Here is a 15,900-nt window from a genome sequence, read left to right on the forward strand (position 1 = left end):
CTGTGGTCGTCCCGCGCGGGACCGCCGCCGCCCCCGCGCCGACAAGCACCGCGGGCCACGTACCATTGGCGCATGTCCTTCCTCCGCCGCCGCAGCTCCGCCACTCCCGCTGGCCCGGACTTCGATGTCCTCGCCATGGACCCCGGTGACTGGCCCGGCAACCTCGGCGCGGGCCTGCTGCCCGCCCCCGACGGCAGCTGCCAGGGCGTCTTCCTGCGCTACGACCTCTTCGGCGGCCGCGGCCCCGCGATGATCATCGGCAATCTGCCCGAGGGTTCCCCGGCGCGCGAGATCGCCGACGACGAGGTGCCCTTCGAGGTGGCCCAGCTGCTCCTCGCGCTGGAGAACGACGAGGAGATCACCGTCGTCACCACCGAGGACATGCCGGTGATGCAGGGCGACAACCTCCTGATCGTGCGCCGCCTCAAGCTCTCCGAAAGCCGCATCTCCTGCGTGCAGTTCGACCGCAGCGACGGCGTCCTGGTCACCATCGCCGCCTGGGACCGGCCGATCACCGACGATCTGTACGCCCTTTTGAAGCCGCTGCCCGCCGAGCTCTTCCAGCAGGGCTGACCCACCCCGGACCACCACAGGCCAGCTGCCCACCCCTCCCGCCGAGGGGTGGGTTTTGTCATGCGCCTTGCCAGGCCAGTCATCGGACTTTTAACGTGACCGGTCATGACTCCCGGGATCTCGCGAAGAACCACGATGAAGACCGCCGTCAGCGGAGCAGCCGTACTGGCATCGGGTGGAGGCGTGCTCGCCGGTGTCGCGACAGCAGCCGAACGGCGACGCGACACCTCCGATGAATCGCTGCTCTGGTACACGAAGCCCGCCGCCGACTGGGAGCGCGAAGCGCTGCCCATCGGCAATGGCGCACTCGGCGCCATGGTCTTCGGCACCCTCGCCTCCGAGCGGCTCCAGTTCAACGAGAAGACCCTGTGGACCGGCGGCCCCGGCTCCCGCGATGGCTACGACCACGGCGACTGGCGCGAGCCCAGGCCCGGCGCCCTCGACGCGGTCCGCAAGGACCTGGACGACAAGGGCGCCCTGTCCCCCGACGCGGTCGCCGCCGCCCTGGGCCAGCCCCGCCGCGGCTACGGCGCCCACCAGACCTTCGGCGATCTGCACCTCGACATGCCGGGCGCCCCCGACGCGCCCGACGCCACGTACCGCCGTGCCCTCGACCTGCGCACCGGCCTCGCGACCGTTACGTACACCCACCAACAAGTGCGCCACGAGCGGGAGTTCTTCGCCTCCCACCCCGACGGCGTACTCGTCGGACGCCTCACCGCCGACCGTCCCGGGAGTGTCACCTGCACCCTGCGCCACACCTCGCCCCGCGCCGACTTCACCGCGAAGGCCGACGGCGACCGGATCGTCGTACGCGGTGAACTCGCCGACAACGGGCTGCGGTTCGAGGCGCAGCTGCGCCTCGTGCACCGGGGCGGCACCCGCACGGCGAACGCGGACGGCAGCATCACCGTCAGCGGCGCCGACCACGTCTGGTTCGCGCTCGCCGCGGGCACGGACTACGCCGACACCTACCCCGACTACCGCGGCGCGGACCCGCACACCGACGTCACCCGCACCCTGGACCGGGCCGTCGCCCAGGGCCACGCCGCGCTGCGCGCCCGCCATCTGCGCGACCACGGCGACCTGTTCGGCCGCGTCGCCCTCGACATCGGCCAGGCGGCCCCCGCCGACCTCCCGACCGACCAGCTGCTCAAGGGATACGGGGCAGGCGCGAGCGCGGCCGACCGCGCCCTGGAAGCCCTCTTCTTCCAGTACGGGCGCTACCTCCTCATCGCCTCGTCCCGCGCCGGCTCGCTGCCCGCCAACCTCCAGGGCGTGTGGAACAACAGCACCACCCCGCCCTGGTCGGCCGACTACCACACCAACATCAACCTCCAGATGAACTACTGGCTCGCCGAGGCCGCCAACCTCGCCGAGACCACCGCCCCCTACGACCGCTTCGTCGAAGCGCTGCGCGCGCCGGGCCGGCGCACGGCCAAGGAGATGTTCCGCTCGCGCGGCTGGGTGGTGCACAACGAGACCAATCCCTACGGCTTCACCGGCGTCCACGACTGGTCGACCGCCTTCTGGTTCCCCGAGGCCGCCGCCTGGCTCACCGCGCAGCTCTACGAGCACTACCGCTTCGGCGGTTCCACGGAGTACCTGCGCGCCACCGCCTACCCCGTGATGAAGGAGGCCGCCGAGTTCTGGCTCGACAACCTCCGCACCGACCCGCGCGACGGCACCCTCGTCGCCACCCCCAGCTACTCGCCCGAGCACGGCGACTTCACCGCGGGCGACTCCATGGCCCAGCAGATCGTCCACGACCTGCTCACCAACACCCTGGAAGCCGCCCGCGTCCTCGGCGACTCGGCCGCCTTCCGCGCCGAGCTGGAGAAGACCCTCGGCAAGCTCGACCCCGGCCTGCGCGTCGGCTCCTGGGGCCAGCTCCAGGAGTGGAAGGCCGACCTGGACGACAAGAGCGACGACCACCGGCACGTCTCGCACCTCTACGCCCTGCACCCCGGACGCCAGATCCGGCCGGGCAGCAAGTGGGCCGACGCCGCGAAGGTCTCGCTCACCGCGCGCGGCGACGGCGGCACCGGCTGGTCCAAGGCGTGGAAGGTCAACTTCTGGGCGCGGCTTCGCGACGGCGACCACGCGCACAAGATGCTCGGCGAACAGCTCAAGTCCTCGACGCTGCCCAACCTCTGGGACACCCACCCGCCGTTCCAGATCGACGGCAACTTCGGGGCGACCTCGGGCATCGTGGAGATGCTCCTGCAGAGCCAGTTCGACGTCATCGAGGTCCTGCCCGCGCTGCCCGCGAGCTGGCCCGAGGGATCGGTGCGCGGCCTGCGGGCCCGCGGCGGGGCGCGCCTGGACGTCGAGTGGTCGGGCGGACGCGCCACACGCATCGTGCTCACCGCGACGCGCACCCGCGAACTGACTCTGCGCTGCGGCCTGTTGAGGGGCGGCGAGAAGACCTTCAAGGCGAAGGCCGGGCAGCGGTACGTCTTCGACTGAGCCGCCGCCTCACAAGCAGGGGCCGGGCCCGCCCCCACGCGGACCCGGCCCCGGCCGGCCTCGACGGCCCTAGGAGCCCGAGCGCACCACCTGGACGTCGGCCGCGCGGACATACGCCACGCGGTGCCCGAACTGGATCTCGTAGTACGTGTCCTTGCCGCGCACCACCTTGTGCGGCGCGGTGTCGAACGTCGGCGCGTAGAAGTACTCACCGGGCACCTTGTCGCCGATGGCGTACTTCTGCCCCGCCAGGAGCTTGTACGGCAGCGGCGTGACCGCCTGCACGGGGACTCCCGCCGGGTACGCCTCCTTCTCCGGGTAGGCGCGCCCGTACACCGGGACCTCCTTGGCGTCGCCCTTGGGCGTCACCACGAGCCCCTTCGCGTCGACGGCGGTCGGCTGCTTCTTCGGGTTCTTGAACCAGGCCTTCTGACCCAGGTACCAGACGGCGGTCCAGTCGCCCTCGCGGTCGGCGACCGCGTACTGCTGGCCGGTGGAGAGCCGCGCGCCGGTGTCGTTCACGCCGATCGTCGACGCGCCGCCACCGGGCCGCAGGCCGATGTCCTTGATGAGCGGGGCGTCGTCACGCGGTTCGGTGTGGACGCGCACCGCGGCCGAACCGTGCGGCACGCACTTCTCGCCCGGCTTGACGCAGCCGGTGTACTCCGGCCGGTTCTCGGAGTACTTGGGCGCCACGGTCACCAGACCACCGTTCGGGCCCGCCGTCCGCTTGAACGGCTTGCCCATCAGCGTGAAGTAGTGCTGCCAGTCCCAGTACGGGCCGGGGTCGGTGTGCATGCCCGCGATCGTCGACGGCAGCGTGCCCGGGACGTTGTCGTGGCCGATGATGTGCTGGCGGTCCAGCGGAATGCCGTACTTCTTCGAGAGGTACTTCACCAGGCGCGCCGACGAGCGGTACATCGCCTCCGTGTACCAGGTGTCGGGCGCGGTGAGGAAGCCCTCGTGCTCCAGGCCGATCGACTTGGAGTTCACGTACCAGTTGCCCGCGTGCCAGGCGACGTCCTTGGCCTTCACGTGCTGGGCGATGTGCCCGTCGGTGGAGCGCAGGGTGTACTGCCAGGACACGTACGTGGGGTCCTGCACCATGTTCAGGACGCCTTCCCAGCGCCCCTCGGTGTCATGGATGACGATCGTGTCGATGCTCTGGCTCTTGGGCCGGTTCGACAGGTCGTGGTTGCCGTAGTCGTCGTTGCCGTTCGGGTCCTTGAACTCCTCGTACGGCGCCGGGATCCATTCGCACGACACGGTGGAGGGGCACTCGGTCCCGCCCTTCGGTGCCTTGCGCAGCCCCATGGACCGCACCTGCGCGGCATCCGGTTCCAGACCGCCGACCGCGGCGAGCGCCACATGCTGCCCGGAGTCCGTGGTGCGCTCCTGGCCGTCGTGGATCACGGCGAAGACGTCGTTGGCGTACGTCGCCGCGGTGGCCTGGTCGTCCGCGCCGGAGAAGCGGGCGATCGCGCCGTACCAGTCGGCCGGGTCGTCGCTCAGCGGCTTGCCGAGCTTCTTCTGCGCGGCGGCGAGCAGGGCCGCGCCGCCGCGCACGTTGGCGGCCGGGTCGGTGCGCAGCTTCTCGGCGGACAGCCCGCTGAGTTCAGCGGCGCGAGGCAACGTCTTGAGCCGGTCCGGCAGTTGAGAGCTCTCCGGCACCTTGGCCGTGAACTCCTTGGGCTTGAGGACACCCCGTGAATCGTCGCCGCGCGGGTCCTCGTCGCCCTCGCTGTGGTGCGGGGCGCCGGCGATGGCGGTGCGCGCGTCGGTGAGGTGCATCGGGCCGTAGCCGCCGGTCACGCTCGGCGCGCCGCCGTGCGCGTCCCAGCGGGACTGCAGATAGGACACTCCGAGCAGCACGCTCTGCGGTACGCGGTATTCGGCGGCCGCGGCCGCGAAGGCGCCCTGGAGCCCGTCGTCCGACGGCGTCGAGGGCGGGGCGGACGGCGCGGCACCGAGCAGCGGAAGGAGCAGACCGGCGGAGACAAGGGCGCCCGCGGTCCTGACGGCGCGTCTGCGCGCGGCAGGGGTGCGGGCGGTGGCGGATCCTCGCAATGCAGCCTCCTGGGACGGTGAAGCGTGATGGGGCGTGCGGGGCCGGGCGTGCGTCAGTGGTACCGGCTCTCCGACGATCCGTCAATCATGCCCAGGAGAGAGAATTTCCCACGTCAGCACCGGTCCCGGCGGGTTTCGCCCCGGGAGGCCGCACGGCCTGCGACGCGTCAGTGGATTGGACCAATGAGCAGGTCGAACACCACGCCGACGGGCGGGCGGACCGCCTGGGACGTCAGAGGTCCGGTCCACCTGTTCGGGGGATGCTTGCCGCGTTCGCGGTCGGCCTCAGGGCGTTGGAGGGCCGCAGTGTCGCGAGTGTGGCGAACGCCCGGTCGCATCGCCCGCAGCAGCGGCGTGACCGAGTCACCGATGCAACGCGTGCGACTCGTGCACCAACTGTGCAGTATCGAGGGCGTCAAGGCCACGTCGAGATCCCGTGTGCGTCGGAGCCGCTGGAGTTCGACGCCTACGTGAAGTCCATCGGCGACGAGAAGCTCGTCCTGGACATGCTCGTCGGCGACCTTCGGCGAGTCGTCGAGTATCCGAAGCTCGGATTCGCCATCGAGCAGGAGGTTCCGCAGGACGTGCATGACGCGTACGAATCCCTCGTCCACGACGGCTTCACCAGCCGACTCATCTCGTGACCTGGACGACCCGGTATCCGCCGTCCGCTGCGGGCCGGATCCAAGGCACGATCCATCCATGCCGGGCAGAGGAGTGCGCTACGGGGTCTTGCCTGCGGCGGCCCTTGCGCTCAGCGGTGCCGTCCGGGAGGCGACGGTGATCTGCGGTAGATCATGGGAAACGGCAGGCGTCACCTGCCGTGCGGCTTGCTCGGTACTGCACTTGCCGCGAGCCCGTGGGCGCCACCGCCTCGGCAGCCCCTGCCCCGTACGGCCAACTGACGGAGGGGCCCTGATGCCCAACTGGTGCGGTACATCAGGAGTTGTAGCGGTCTGCCGCTGTACCGCGAGAGTTGAGACCACCCTCCATTGCCGGGTTGACGCTCCTTGGCTACGAGCGCCCTAAGTTGCTGGCCACACCGGGGCGAACGGCCGCCCGCAGCATGACGAAGCGGGTGACCCGCCCAGATCAGGTGCCACGGGGCAACAGGTCTCGTTGGTACGCGCTCCGGCCTGAGTGATCCACAGGAATCGTTCTGATGGAAACGAGGAGACGCATGCGTACAGGCAAGCGATGGGCGGCAATCACCGGTCTGGCCACGATGGCGGCTTCAGCCGGACTGCTGCTCGGAACGTCCCCGGCCTCGGCCGACACCAACTGCTCGTCCGGCTACCACTGCGTGTTCTACCAGGGTCTCAACGACTCGGCCCGCCACTCGTACTTCAACAGCGACACCGACTTCCGCAATGACACCTTCAACCAGCTCACAGGCCGTGTGGGCGGCGGCCAGACCGTGCACAACAACGTGGTGTCCGCCAGCAACTCGAGCAACAGCGGATACGAGAGCCACTTCTACACCGGGATCGGCAGCGACTGGGGCGGGTTCCTGTTCTGCGTCAACCCCGGCAGCGAGGTCAACTACATCAACCCGACTCTGCGGGACAGGGCCAGCTCGCTCCGGGTGCGGAGCACGACCAGCATCAACTGCTACTGAGCGAATGCCCCGCAGGTGCCGGGGGCGGCGGCGTGCCACACACCGCTGCCCCCGGCACCACCGCTCATCGCACCCCGATCCCGGACCACGGAGAGAAGATCTGCCATGCCCTCGCTGAAAGTGGGCCACGGGGTGGGTATCACCACTCTGGCGCTCGCCCTCCTCGCCCTTACCGGGACCCTTGTCTGGGCGCTGCACGACAACACGACGTCGCCGGCCCGACAGTCCGCACAGCAGTCCGGTCCTGAGCCTGCCGTACTGCGTTCCCGGCTCCCTTTTCATCCCCTGCTGCACGCACCGACCGCCACCTCCCGCCGCGTGTACGAGGCCCGGCAACGCCTGATCACCCGCTGCATGACCGAGCACGGCTTCCGCTACGAGGCGCCTCCCGTCGATGCCGCGCCCTTGGCAGAGGCCGGCTCAGGCCCGGCGCAGTTCGGCATCGAGACCCTCAACCTGCCAAACTCCGCCGACCGGCCTGGCATGCAGCCCGCAGAACGACCCCGTGGGAAGGCATTCGGCCGGGCGCTCTACGGGGACCCGCAACGCAAGATCTCCGCCCGCAACAAGGAGATCACCGTGAGCCGCCCCGCGACAGGCTGCCTGGCTGACGCCGAGCGACGGCTCTTGGGCGAGGGCGGGCCGCGACGCGCTCTCACTCTGCAGCTGCGGCTCGACCAGGGGGAGCGCGACGCGCTGCGCACGCTGGGAAAGGATCACGCGTTCCGCGGAGCGACGGCACGCTGGCGTTCCTGCATGCGGCAGGCGGGATTCCCCGCCGCGAAAGACCCCCAGCGGCTTGCAGCGGCGCTACGCCCGGACACCCCCCTCGCCGAACAACCCGCGGCCCGCGCCGACGTGTCCTGCAAGCGGGCCACCGGCTACCTGGAGCGCGCGTACGCCAGGCTCGCCGTGCTGCAACGGCGCTGGCTCGACGCCAACCCGCAGCCGGCGGTCGAATGGCGCTCCCTGCGCCAGCGGGAGGGCAAGGCTGCTACGAAGGTGCTTGACGCCGGGTGATGTGACGAGGGGGAGAGGCGAATGATCCGGGGGGCGGAACAAGTAAGGATCGTGGCCGATGCGACGTCGGTCAGACGAAGCGGCGTACGAACGTCAGTGCCGTGTCCGCGACCTCCTGCCAGCGGCTGTCGATCGTCAGGGCGTGGTCGCGGTCGGCCATCTCCGTGATTTCCGTGATGCCGGAGTTCTCCCGCTGCCTCTTGTACGCGCCGTTGGCCAACGCCCAGGGCACGGCGTTGTCCTTCTCCCCGGAGATGATCAGGAGGGGGCCGCGGCGGGGATTGTGGCAGTCGACCTTCATCTCCGTGCGGGGGTTGATGTTGGCCGCGGCCGCCTGGAAGGGCGGTGCGCACGAGGCCGGGACCGCGTACCTCTCGTAGAGATCCTTGGCTTCCTGCTCGCTGACGGCGTTGGCGTAGGCGTAGCGGAACTGCTCGAAGGTCAGTGGCAGCGCGCGCTTGCGGTTGGCCGGGTTGGCGATGATCGGACGCAGGGAGCGCAGCGTCGACAGGGGCAGCGCCATGATGCCGCGGAACGGCACCGGGTCGATCGCCACCGACGCGGCGGAGAGGCCGCGTCCCGCGAGGATCTGCGTCAGCAGCCCGCCGACGGAGTGCCCGATGACGGCCGGTTTGCGCTCCAGGTCGTCGATCAGACCGGCCAGGTGATCGGCGATGCGCCCGACGGTCTTGCCCGCCAGAACCTCGGGGCGCTGCCTCGCCTCGGTCACCGTCTCCGGATCGTCGGGCCACGACAGGGCCAGGGGCACATATCCGGCGGCCTCGAAGTGGGTCCTCCACAGGTCCCAGCTGCTGGGCAGCATCCACAGACCGTGCACGAACACGACCGGAACGCGCTCGGTGGCGGCGTTGGCACGGTCGATCTGCTGTGCGTCATTGAGGGACATAGCCTGAAGTTACGGGCGCAAGTGCCCCTTCGGTATGGAGGAGTCGGCGGTATGGCCGGTGTTGCATGGTGCTTGTCCGGTCTCTGCGGACCGGGGTGAGCGGGCTGTGGCCGATGCCTCTCGGCGCGCCGCGCCCGCCGCTCCTCAGCGCGCCGCGCCCGACAGGGCCCGGTCCACCTGGCGCGGGGACAGCGCGTGCTCGACCGCCAGGATGCCCGCACCGATCGCCGCCGCGTTCTCGCCGGTGCGGCTCGGCTCGATCCGCAGCACATGGGTGGCCAGCGGATGCGAGCGGCGGTACACCGCTTCCCTTACGCCCGCCAGGAGTTGGTCGTGCACGGCGGCCAGCGCGCCGCCGACCACCACCGTGTCCGGGTTGAAGAAGTTCACCAGGCCCGCGAGCACCTCGCCCACCGCGCGCCCCGCCTCGCGCACCATGCGTACGGCATCGCGGTTGCCGGACTTCACCAGGCGTACGACATCGCTGCCCGAGGTCGCCTCGAGACCGAGCCCGGAGAGCTTGCGGGCGATCGCCGCGCCGCCCGCCACCGCCTCCAGGCAGCCGGAGTTGCCGCACCGGCAGGGGTCGTCGATGTCGCCGACCCGGATGTGCCCGATGTCGCCCGCGCTGCCCTGCGCGCCCCGGTGCAGCCGGCCGTCGGCGACGATGCCGCAGCCGATGCCCGTGCCCACCTTGATGTAGAGCAGATAGCGCGTGTCGGGAAAGGCACGGCGCTGCTCGGCGAGCGCCATCACGTTCACGTCGTTGTCGACGAGGGCCCGTGGGCCGAACCGCTCGGCGAAGAACTCCGGTATGGGGTACTGGTGCCAGCCCGGCATGATCGGCGGGTCCACCGGGCGGCCCGTCGAGAACTCCACGGGTCCGGGCACCCCGACCCCGATGGACTGCAGCGACGCGGGATCGCGCCCGGCCTCGTCGAGCAGGGCGTGCAGCGTCCGCTCGACATGGCCGAGCACCTCGCGCGGGCCGTCGGCGATGGAGAGCGGGTCCTCGCGCAGGGCGAGCATCTCGCCGCCGATGTCCAGGAGGGCGACCCGGCAGTGCGACGCGCCCAGGTCGACGCCCGCGACGGCGTGTTCACGTGTGCGCAGGCGAAGGCGGCGCGGCGGCCGGCCGCCCGTCGACCCGCCGTCCGCCTCCTCGGTGAGGAAGCCGTGCGAGATGAGCGCGTCCACCCGCTGCGAAACCGTCGAGCGCGCCAACCCCGTCACCCGGGCGATGTCGGCGCGGGTCTCCGCCGCCCCCGTGCGCAGCAGGGCGAGGACTTCGCCGGGTGAGGACGGTACGGAAACGGGGTGATCCGGCGCTCCAGACATGGCAGCCACCTTAGGGACGAGTTTCGCTGCTCACAAGGCCGATGGTGTTCGGCGATCGACCTAAGTACCCGTCAACTCCCGTGCTGCGAAAGCTGCTTGGGCCCTTGACAGGTCAAAGCTCCCTCATCACATTGCTCTGCAGACCGCTGCCGAAGGAGCCGAGGGTGCAGGCGATGCAGGCGACGCAAATGATGTTGGCGATGCGCGGGGTGTCCAAGAGCTTTCTCGGAGTGCGTGTGCTGCACGGCGTATCGCTCGACCTCGCCCCCGGCGAGGTGCACGCACTGGTCGGCGAGAACGGCGCCGGAAAGTCCACCTTGATGAAGGTCCTCGCGGGCGAACACGTCCCGGACGAGGGCAGCATCGTGCTCGACGGAACAGAGCATTCCTTCAGCCACCCCGCGCAGGCACAGGCCGCCGGGATCGGCATCATCCACCAGGAGTTCGCGCTGCTCGCGCACCGCACGGTCGCCGAGAACGTCTTCCTGGGCCGCGAACCGACCCGCTACGGCCTCGTCGACCGCCGCGCGATGGAGACCCGCACCGCCGAACTCCTCGCAGAGGTCGGCGTATCGGGCATCACACCCCGCACCTGCATCCGCGACCTCTCCGTGGCCCGGCAGCAGACCGTCGAGATCGTCAAGGCGCTCGCCTCCGACGTCCGCGTCCTGGTCATGGACGAGCCGACCGCGCCGCTCGCCGACCACGAGGCGGGCCTCCTGCACGACCTCGTACGCCGCCTCGCGGCCCGCGGCCTCGGCGTCCTGTACATCTCGCACCGCCTGCGGGAGGTCTTCGAACTCTCCCAGCGCGTCACGGTGTTGAAGGACGGCCGCCACGTCACGACGGTGCGCACCGCCGACACCGACACCGACCAGGTCGTACGCGCCATGGTGGGCCGGGAGCTGAGCGCCTACTACCCGCCGCGCGCCCACCCCGACGACATCGGCGAGGTGCGCCTCACCGTCACCGGCGGCGGCAATGACCGGCTGCGCGGCATCGACCTGACGCTGCGCGCCGGCGAGGTCACCGGCATCGCGGGCCTGGAGGGCTCAGGCCGTACGTCCCTGGCGCGGGCCCTGTTCGGAGCGGCGCCCTTCACCAGCGGGGCCATGACGGTGGGCGGCGACGCCCTGCGCCCCACCGGACCGCGGCAGGCCATCCGCGCCGGGATCGCCCTGGTGACCGAGGACCGCAAGGCCGAGGGGCTCGCCCTGCGCCAGTCCGTGCGCGACAACGCCCTCCTGGTGACCCGCGCAGTACCGGCCCGCGAAGAGCCGCCCGCAGCCCGCGAACTCACCGCGCTCCTGGAGCGGGTACGCCTCCAGGCGCGCGGCGAGGACCAGCAGGCCCAGTACCTCTCCGGCGGCAACCAGCAGAAGGTCGTCATCGCCAAGTGGCTCGCCGCCCGCCCCCGCGTCCTGCTCTTCGACGAACCGACCCGAGGCGTCGACGTGGGCGCCAAGGCCGCCATCCACACCCTCGTCCGCGAACTGGCACGCGAGGGCATCGCCGTCCTGATCGTCTCCTCCGAACTGCCCGAACTCATCGGCATGAGCGACCGCATCCTCGTCATGTCCGAAGGCCGCATCGCCGGAGAACTGCCGGCGGGGGCCGCCGAGGAGGACGTGATGCGGCTCGCCACGACCGCGCCGATGGGTGAGCCCACCGCCCTGTCCGGAAAGGATTCCGTCGCGTGAGCGGTACCACCGTCGCCCCACCGTCCGCCTCCCCGAAGACCCGCGCCCCCAGCCGCGGCAGACTCACCGACCCCGCCGTCGGCGTCTGGCTGGCGGCCGGGGCCGTGACCGCGCTCGGCTGGATCGTGGTCGCCGCACGCGGCGGCGACTTCCTCACGCTCTCGAACGTCGTCGGCATCCTGCAGAACTGCGTCGCCCTCGGCCTGGTCGCCGTCGGGCAGACCGCCGTCATCCTCACCGGCTCCCTGGACCTGTCGGTGGCGTACCTGATCAGCCTCGGCACGCTCGTCGCGGCCACCACCATGGAGGACGGCGGCGTCGTCACCGCGGTGCTCGCCGTCCTCGCCCTCTCGGCGGCCGTCGGACTCGCCAACGGCCTCATCATCACCGGTCTCAAGGTCAACGCGTTCATCGCGACGCTCGGCACCGCGTTCATCCTGCGCGGCTGGATCGAGGACAACTACACGGGCCCGGCGGGCAAGGTCCCCGCCTCCTTCCAGCACCTGGGCTACGACCGGATGGGCCCGATCCCCGTCTCGCTCTTCCTGCTCGCCGCCGTCGCCGCCGCGATGTGGCTGATCACCCGCCGCACCCGCTTCGGGCACCACTTGTACGCCACGGGCGGCGACGAACACGCGGCCCGGCTCTCCGGCGTCCGCACCCGGCGCACGATCATCGCCGCCCACGTCCTGTGCTCGCTGTGCGTGGGCGCCGCCGCCCTCTTCCTCGCCTCACGCCTTGGCGCGGGCGCCCCCTGGGCGGGCACCGAGGCCCGCTACGACCTGGAGTCGATCGCCGCCGTCGTGCTCGGCGGCACCGTCCTGGCCGGTGGGCGCGGGGGAGTGGCGGGCACGCTGGGCGGTGTCCTCGTGCTCGCCGTGCTCGACTCCGTCTTCAACCAGCTCGGCGTCGACCCGTTCTTCAAGAACGTCGTACGCGGCGTCGTCATCATCGCCGCCGTCGCGATCTACGCCCGGCGCGGCAGCAGGAGGTCCGCATGAGCAGCGGTACGGCAATCTCCGTCCCCTACAAGCGAGTCGTACGCTCCCTCGGTACCGGTGCCCCGGTCTACGGCCTGCTGATCGTCCTGCTCGTCGCGCTCGCCGCCACCGACCCCGGCTTTTACGAACCCGACCGCTTCCTCGCCTTCGTCAAGCGCGCCGCGCCCCTGGTGATCCTCGCCGCCGGGCAGTATCTGGTCATCGTCTGCGGCGAGTTCGACCTGTCGGTGGGGGCGATCGTCACCGCGGGAGTCGTCGCGGCGGCGGAGGTCCACGGCTCGTTCCCGGAGGCGCCCTGGCCGCTCATCACGGCTGGGCTGCTGCTGGCGGGAGCCCTCACTGGCCTCGTCAGCGGGCTGATCACCACGCGCCTGAGAGTGCCCTCCTTCATCACCACGCTCGGCATGATGCTGATCCTGGAGGGCGCCGTCTTCTTCTGGACGGGCGGCTCCCCGCACGGACAACTGTCGGAAGGATTCCGCCAGTTGGGGCGCGGCACCGCCATGGGCTGGCTGCCCTGGGCGGTCCTGGCCTGCCTCGTCGCGGGGCTGGTCGCCGTCCTGCTCATGCGTTCCGACTTCGGCCGTACGCTGATCGCGACCGGGGACAGCGAACGCGCCGCCGCCCTGGCGGGTGTGCGCGTCCACCGCGCTCGCGTCATCGCCTTCGTCCTGTCCGGCGCGGCGGCGGCGCTCGCCGCCGTCCTTGTCGGCGGCTTCTCCGGGGTCTCCGCGCAGGCGGGCCGGGGCTACGAGTTCGAGGCGATCACCGCCGTGGTCCTGGGCGGGGTCGTGCTCGGCGGTGGCCGGGGCAGCGTCGTCGCCGCGATGGCGGGCGCCTTCTCGCTGCAGGCCCTGTTCACGCTGCTCAACCTCCAGGGCGTATCGGGCGCCCTGGAGTCCACCGTCCAGGGCGTCATCGTGATCGCCGCGGTCGGGCTCGGGGCCGCCGACTGGTCCCGGCTGCGCCGTCGTCGTACCCACTCCTCGGGAGGCAGACCCTCGTGATGCAGACCCTCGTGACGCACATCAAGCCGAACCGCAGACGCACGCTGGTGCCCGCCGCCGCACTCCTCGCGGGAGCCCTGCTCGCCTCCTGCTCCAGCGACACTCCGCCCGACTCGCCCGTCGGAGCCTCGCAGAGCGCGGAGTCCGACCAGGGCGGCGACAAGCCCTCCAAGTTCTTCGAACAGGCCGAGTACGAACGCCAGTTGGAGCTGGGCAAGGAGACCCCGCAGGGCCCGGACGCCAAGCCCTGGGAGCAGATGCTCGAACCGGAGATGACCGACACCGCCCGGTACAAGAAGAAGGGCGCGGGCGGCAGTCACCTCTGCTTCTCCAACGCCGGTGTCTTCAACCCCTGGCGCCAGGTCGGCCTGAAGAACATGAAGGCCGAGGTGAAACTGCACGACGAGATCAGCGACTTCACCGTCCTGGACGCCCAGGGCAAGGACGACAAGCAGATCTCCGACATCCAGGAGCTGGCGGGCAACAAGGACTGCGACGCGCTGATCGTCTCCCCGAACACCACCGCCACCCTCACGCCCGCCGTGAAGGAGGCCTGCGGCAAGCTCCCCGTGATCGTCTTCGACCGCGGCGTGGAGACCGACTGCGCGGTCACCTTCGTCAACCCCATCGGCGGCTACGGCTACGGCGCGGTCGCCGCCGACTTCCTCGTCGACAAGGTCAAGCCCAAGGGCAAGATCCTCGCCCTGCGCATCTCACCCGGTGTGGACGTCCTGGAGACCCGCTGGTCGGCGGCGAAGCTGGCCTTCGGCAAGAGCGAACTGGACGTCGTGGACACCAAGTTCACCGACGGCGACCCCGCCAAGACCAAGTCGATCGTCTCCGACGCGATCTCCCGGCACGGATCCGTCGACGGCGTCTGGATGGACTCCGGCGCCACGGCCGTCGCAGCCGTCGAGGCCTTCGAGGACGCGGGCGTCGACGTCCCGCCGATCACCGGCGAGGACCAGCAGGACTTCCTCCAGGCGTGGAAGGACAAGAAGCTCACCGCGATCGCCCCCACCTACCCCACCTTCCAGTGGCGCACCCCGGTCATCGCCGCCCTGCGCATCCTGGACGGCAAGCAGGTCCCCAAGGAGTGGAAGCTGCCGCAGCCCACGGTCACGCAGGCCAACCTCGACGAGTACCTCCAGGAGGGCATGCCGCCGCTGCACTACGCGATGTGCGGCTGCCAGAAGATGCCGGGCTTCCCGGGCGACTGGGGAGGCAAGAAGTGACGTACGGAGATTGGCAGTTGGGCGCCAACCCCTGGATCTGGCACTCACCGGTCAGCACCGAGGCGCTCGGCGAGACGCTGCCGCGCCTGGCGGCCTGGGGCTTCGACTCCGTGGAGCTGCCCCTGGAACAGCTCGACGACTGGGAGCCCGCGGCGGCGGTCAAACTCCTCGACGCCACGGGCCTGACGCCCGCGGCCGTGGTCGCCGTCATGCCCGAGGGGCGCAACCTGGTCCGCGCCGACCCGGGCACGCTGCGCGCCACCCAGGACTATCTGCGCCGCTGCGTCGACGCGGCCCACGCGATCGGCGCCCCCGTCATCGCGGGCCCGGTGTACGCGGCGGTCGGCCGCACCTGGCGGATGGACCGGGCCACCCGCGCGGCGGCGTACGAGGAGTGGCGCGAGCACATCGCGCCCGTCGTCGAGTACGCGGGGCGCGCCGGTGTCCGCATCGCCGTCGAGCCCCTCAACCGCTACGAGACGAGCCTGTTCAACACCGTCGCCCAGACCCTGGAGGGTCTGGCGGGCCTGCCCGAGGAGTCGATAGGCATCGCCCTGGACACGTACCACCAGAACATCGAGGAACACTCCCTGCCGCAGGCCGTCCGGGCGGCGGCCGGCCGCATCGCCCACGTCCAGGTGTGCGCCAACGACCGCGGCGCCCCCGGCGCCGACCACCTCGACTGGCCCGGTTTCCTGCGCGCCCTGGGCGATTCCGGCTACCGAGGCTCGCTCTGCATCGAGTCGTTCACGGCCCACAACGACGCCATCGCCGTCGCCGCCTCCGTCTGGCGACCCCTCGCGCCCACCCAGGACGCGCTCGCGACCGACGGGCTCGGCTTCCTGCGCCGGGCCGTGGCCGCCCTCTGACGACCGACCCCTGACATCCGGCAATCCCGCACGTCCGTCCGTCCTTCCGAGCAGACCAGCAGAGAGAGGACCAGCCCATGGGCTGTCATGAACGTG

Annotated in this window: 12 protein-coding genes and 1 pseudogene; 10 read left to right on the plus strand and 3 right to left on the minus strand. The window is 70.9% G+C overall.

The features are described 5' to 3' along the window. Window positions 1-72 precede the first annotated feature (72 nt). Window positions 73-573: a hypothetical protein gene (locus ACIGXX_RS01675; protein WP_351157164.1), complete on the plus strand. Its 501-nt coding sequence runs from the start codon at window positions 73-75 to the stop codon at window positions 571-573. A gap of 135 nt (window positions 574-708) precedes the next feature. Beyond that, complete coding sequence (locus tag ACIGXX_RS01680; RefSeq protein ID WP_399971807.1) at window positions 709-3,042, plus strand: glycosyl hydrolase family 95 catalytic domain-containing protein; 2,334 nt, start codon at window positions 709-711, stop codon at window positions 3,040-3,042. 69 nt (window positions 3,043-3,111) lie between these two features. Here ACIGXX_RS01680 and ACIGXX_RS01685 read toward each other — a convergent pair whose 3' ends face one another. Beyond that, a complete protein-coding gene (locus tag ACIGXX_RS01685; protein ID WP_399971809.1) occupies window positions 3,112-5,109 on the minus strand; it encodes an N-acetylmuramoyl-L-alanine amidase in 1,998 nt (665 codons plus the stop codon). 425 nt (window positions 5,110-5,534) lie between these two features. Here ACIGXX_RS01685 and ACIGXX_RS01690 point away from each other — a divergent pair. The 3 genes and pseudogenes from ACIGXX_RS01690 to ACIGXX_RS01700 all read left to right on the plus strand — a co-directional run. After that, a pseudogene (locus tag ACIGXX_RS01690) lies at window positions 5,535-5,753 on the plus strand (YdcF family protein); the annotation flags it as partial. A 536-nt stretch (window positions 5,754-6,289) separates the two neighbouring features. Continuing rightward, on the plus strand, window positions 6,290-6,727 hold the full coding sequence (locus ACIGXX_RS01695) for a hypothetical protein (RefSeq protein ID WP_351157158.1): 438 nt from the start codon (window positions 6,290-6,292) through the stop codon (window positions 6,725-6,727). A 105-nt stretch (window positions 6,728-6,832) separates the two neighbouring features. Continuing rightward, a complete protein-coding gene (locus ACIGXX_RS01700) occupies window positions 6,833-7,747 on the plus strand; it encodes a hypothetical protein (protein WP_399971811.1) in 915 nt (304 codons plus the stop codon). A gap of 70 nt (window positions 7,748-7,817) precedes the next feature. Here the strand turns inward: ACIGXX_RS01700 and ACIGXX_RS01705 are convergent, their stop codons facing one another. Both ACIGXX_RS01705 and ACIGXX_RS01710 read right to left on the minus strand, forming a co-directional pair. Beyond that, the gene (locus ACIGXX_RS01705; protein WP_351157154.1) at window positions 7,818-8,654 is read right to left on the minus strand and encodes an alpha/beta hydrolase; all 837 of its coding nucleotides are present in this window, start codon (window positions 8,652-8,654) and stop codon (window positions 7,818-7,820) included. A 144-nt stretch (window positions 8,655-8,798) separates the two neighbouring features. Beyond that, window positions 8,799-9,992: an ROK family transcriptional regulator gene (locus tag ACIGXX_RS01710; protein WP_351157152.1), complete on the minus strand. Its 1,194-nt coding sequence runs from the start codon at window positions 9,990-9,992 to the stop codon at window positions 8,799-8,801. A 191-nt stretch (window positions 9,993-10,183) separates the two neighbouring features. Here ACIGXX_RS01710 and ACIGXX_RS01715 point away from each other — a divergent pair, with 191 nt between their 5' ends. From ACIGXX_RS01715 to ACIGXX_RS01735, 5 genes are read left to right on the plus strand one after another with little or no spacing between them, the layout of a single operon-like run. After that, the gene (locus ACIGXX_RS01715; RefSeq protein ID WP_399972791.1) at window positions 10,184-11,692 is read left to right on the plus strand and encodes a sugar ABC transporter ATP-binding protein; all 1,509 of its coding nucleotides are present in this window, start codon (window positions 10,184-10,186) and stop codon (window positions 11,690-11,692) included. Then, window positions 11,689-12,693 (plus strand): ABC transporter permease, encoded by a 1,005-nt coding sequence (locus ACIGXX_RS01720; protein WP_399971814.1) that lies wholly within the window; start codon window positions 11,689-11,691, stop codon window positions 12,691-12,693. Before ACIGXX_RS01715 ends, ACIGXX_RS01720 begins: the two co-directional genes overlap by 4 nt. Next, window positions 12,690-13,700, plus strand: a complete 1,011-nt coding sequence (locus ACIGXX_RS01725; protein WP_399971816.1) for an ABC transporter permease — start codon at window positions 12,690-12,692, stop codon at window positions 13,698-13,700. The genes ACIGXX_RS01720 and ACIGXX_RS01725 overlap by 4 nt, the downstream gene beginning before the upstream one ends. Beyond that, window positions 13,700-14,935, plus strand: coding sequence for a substrate-binding domain-containing protein (locus ACIGXX_RS01730; protein ID WP_399972794.1), 1,236 nt, complete (start codon window positions 13,700-13,702; stop codon window positions 14,933-14,935). Before ACIGXX_RS01725 ends, ACIGXX_RS01730 begins: the two co-directional genes overlap by 1 nt. Next, window positions 14,932-15,804 carry a sugar phosphate isomerase/epimerase family protein gene (locus ACIGXX_RS01735; RefSeq protein ID WP_399971818.1) on the plus strand — a complete coding sequence of 291 codons (873 nt, stop codon included), beginning with the start codon at window positions 14,932-14,934 and terminating at the stop codon, window positions 15,802-15,804. The genes ACIGXX_RS01730 and ACIGXX_RS01735 overlap by 4 nt, the downstream gene beginning before the upstream one ends. Window positions 15,805-15,900: the final 96 nt, after the last annotated feature.

Origin of the sequence: Streptomyces sp. NPDC055243 (assembly GCF_044544025.1) — a bacterium.
Lineage (GTDB): Bacteria > Actinomycetota > Actinomycetes > Streptomycetales > Streptomycetaceae > Streptomyces.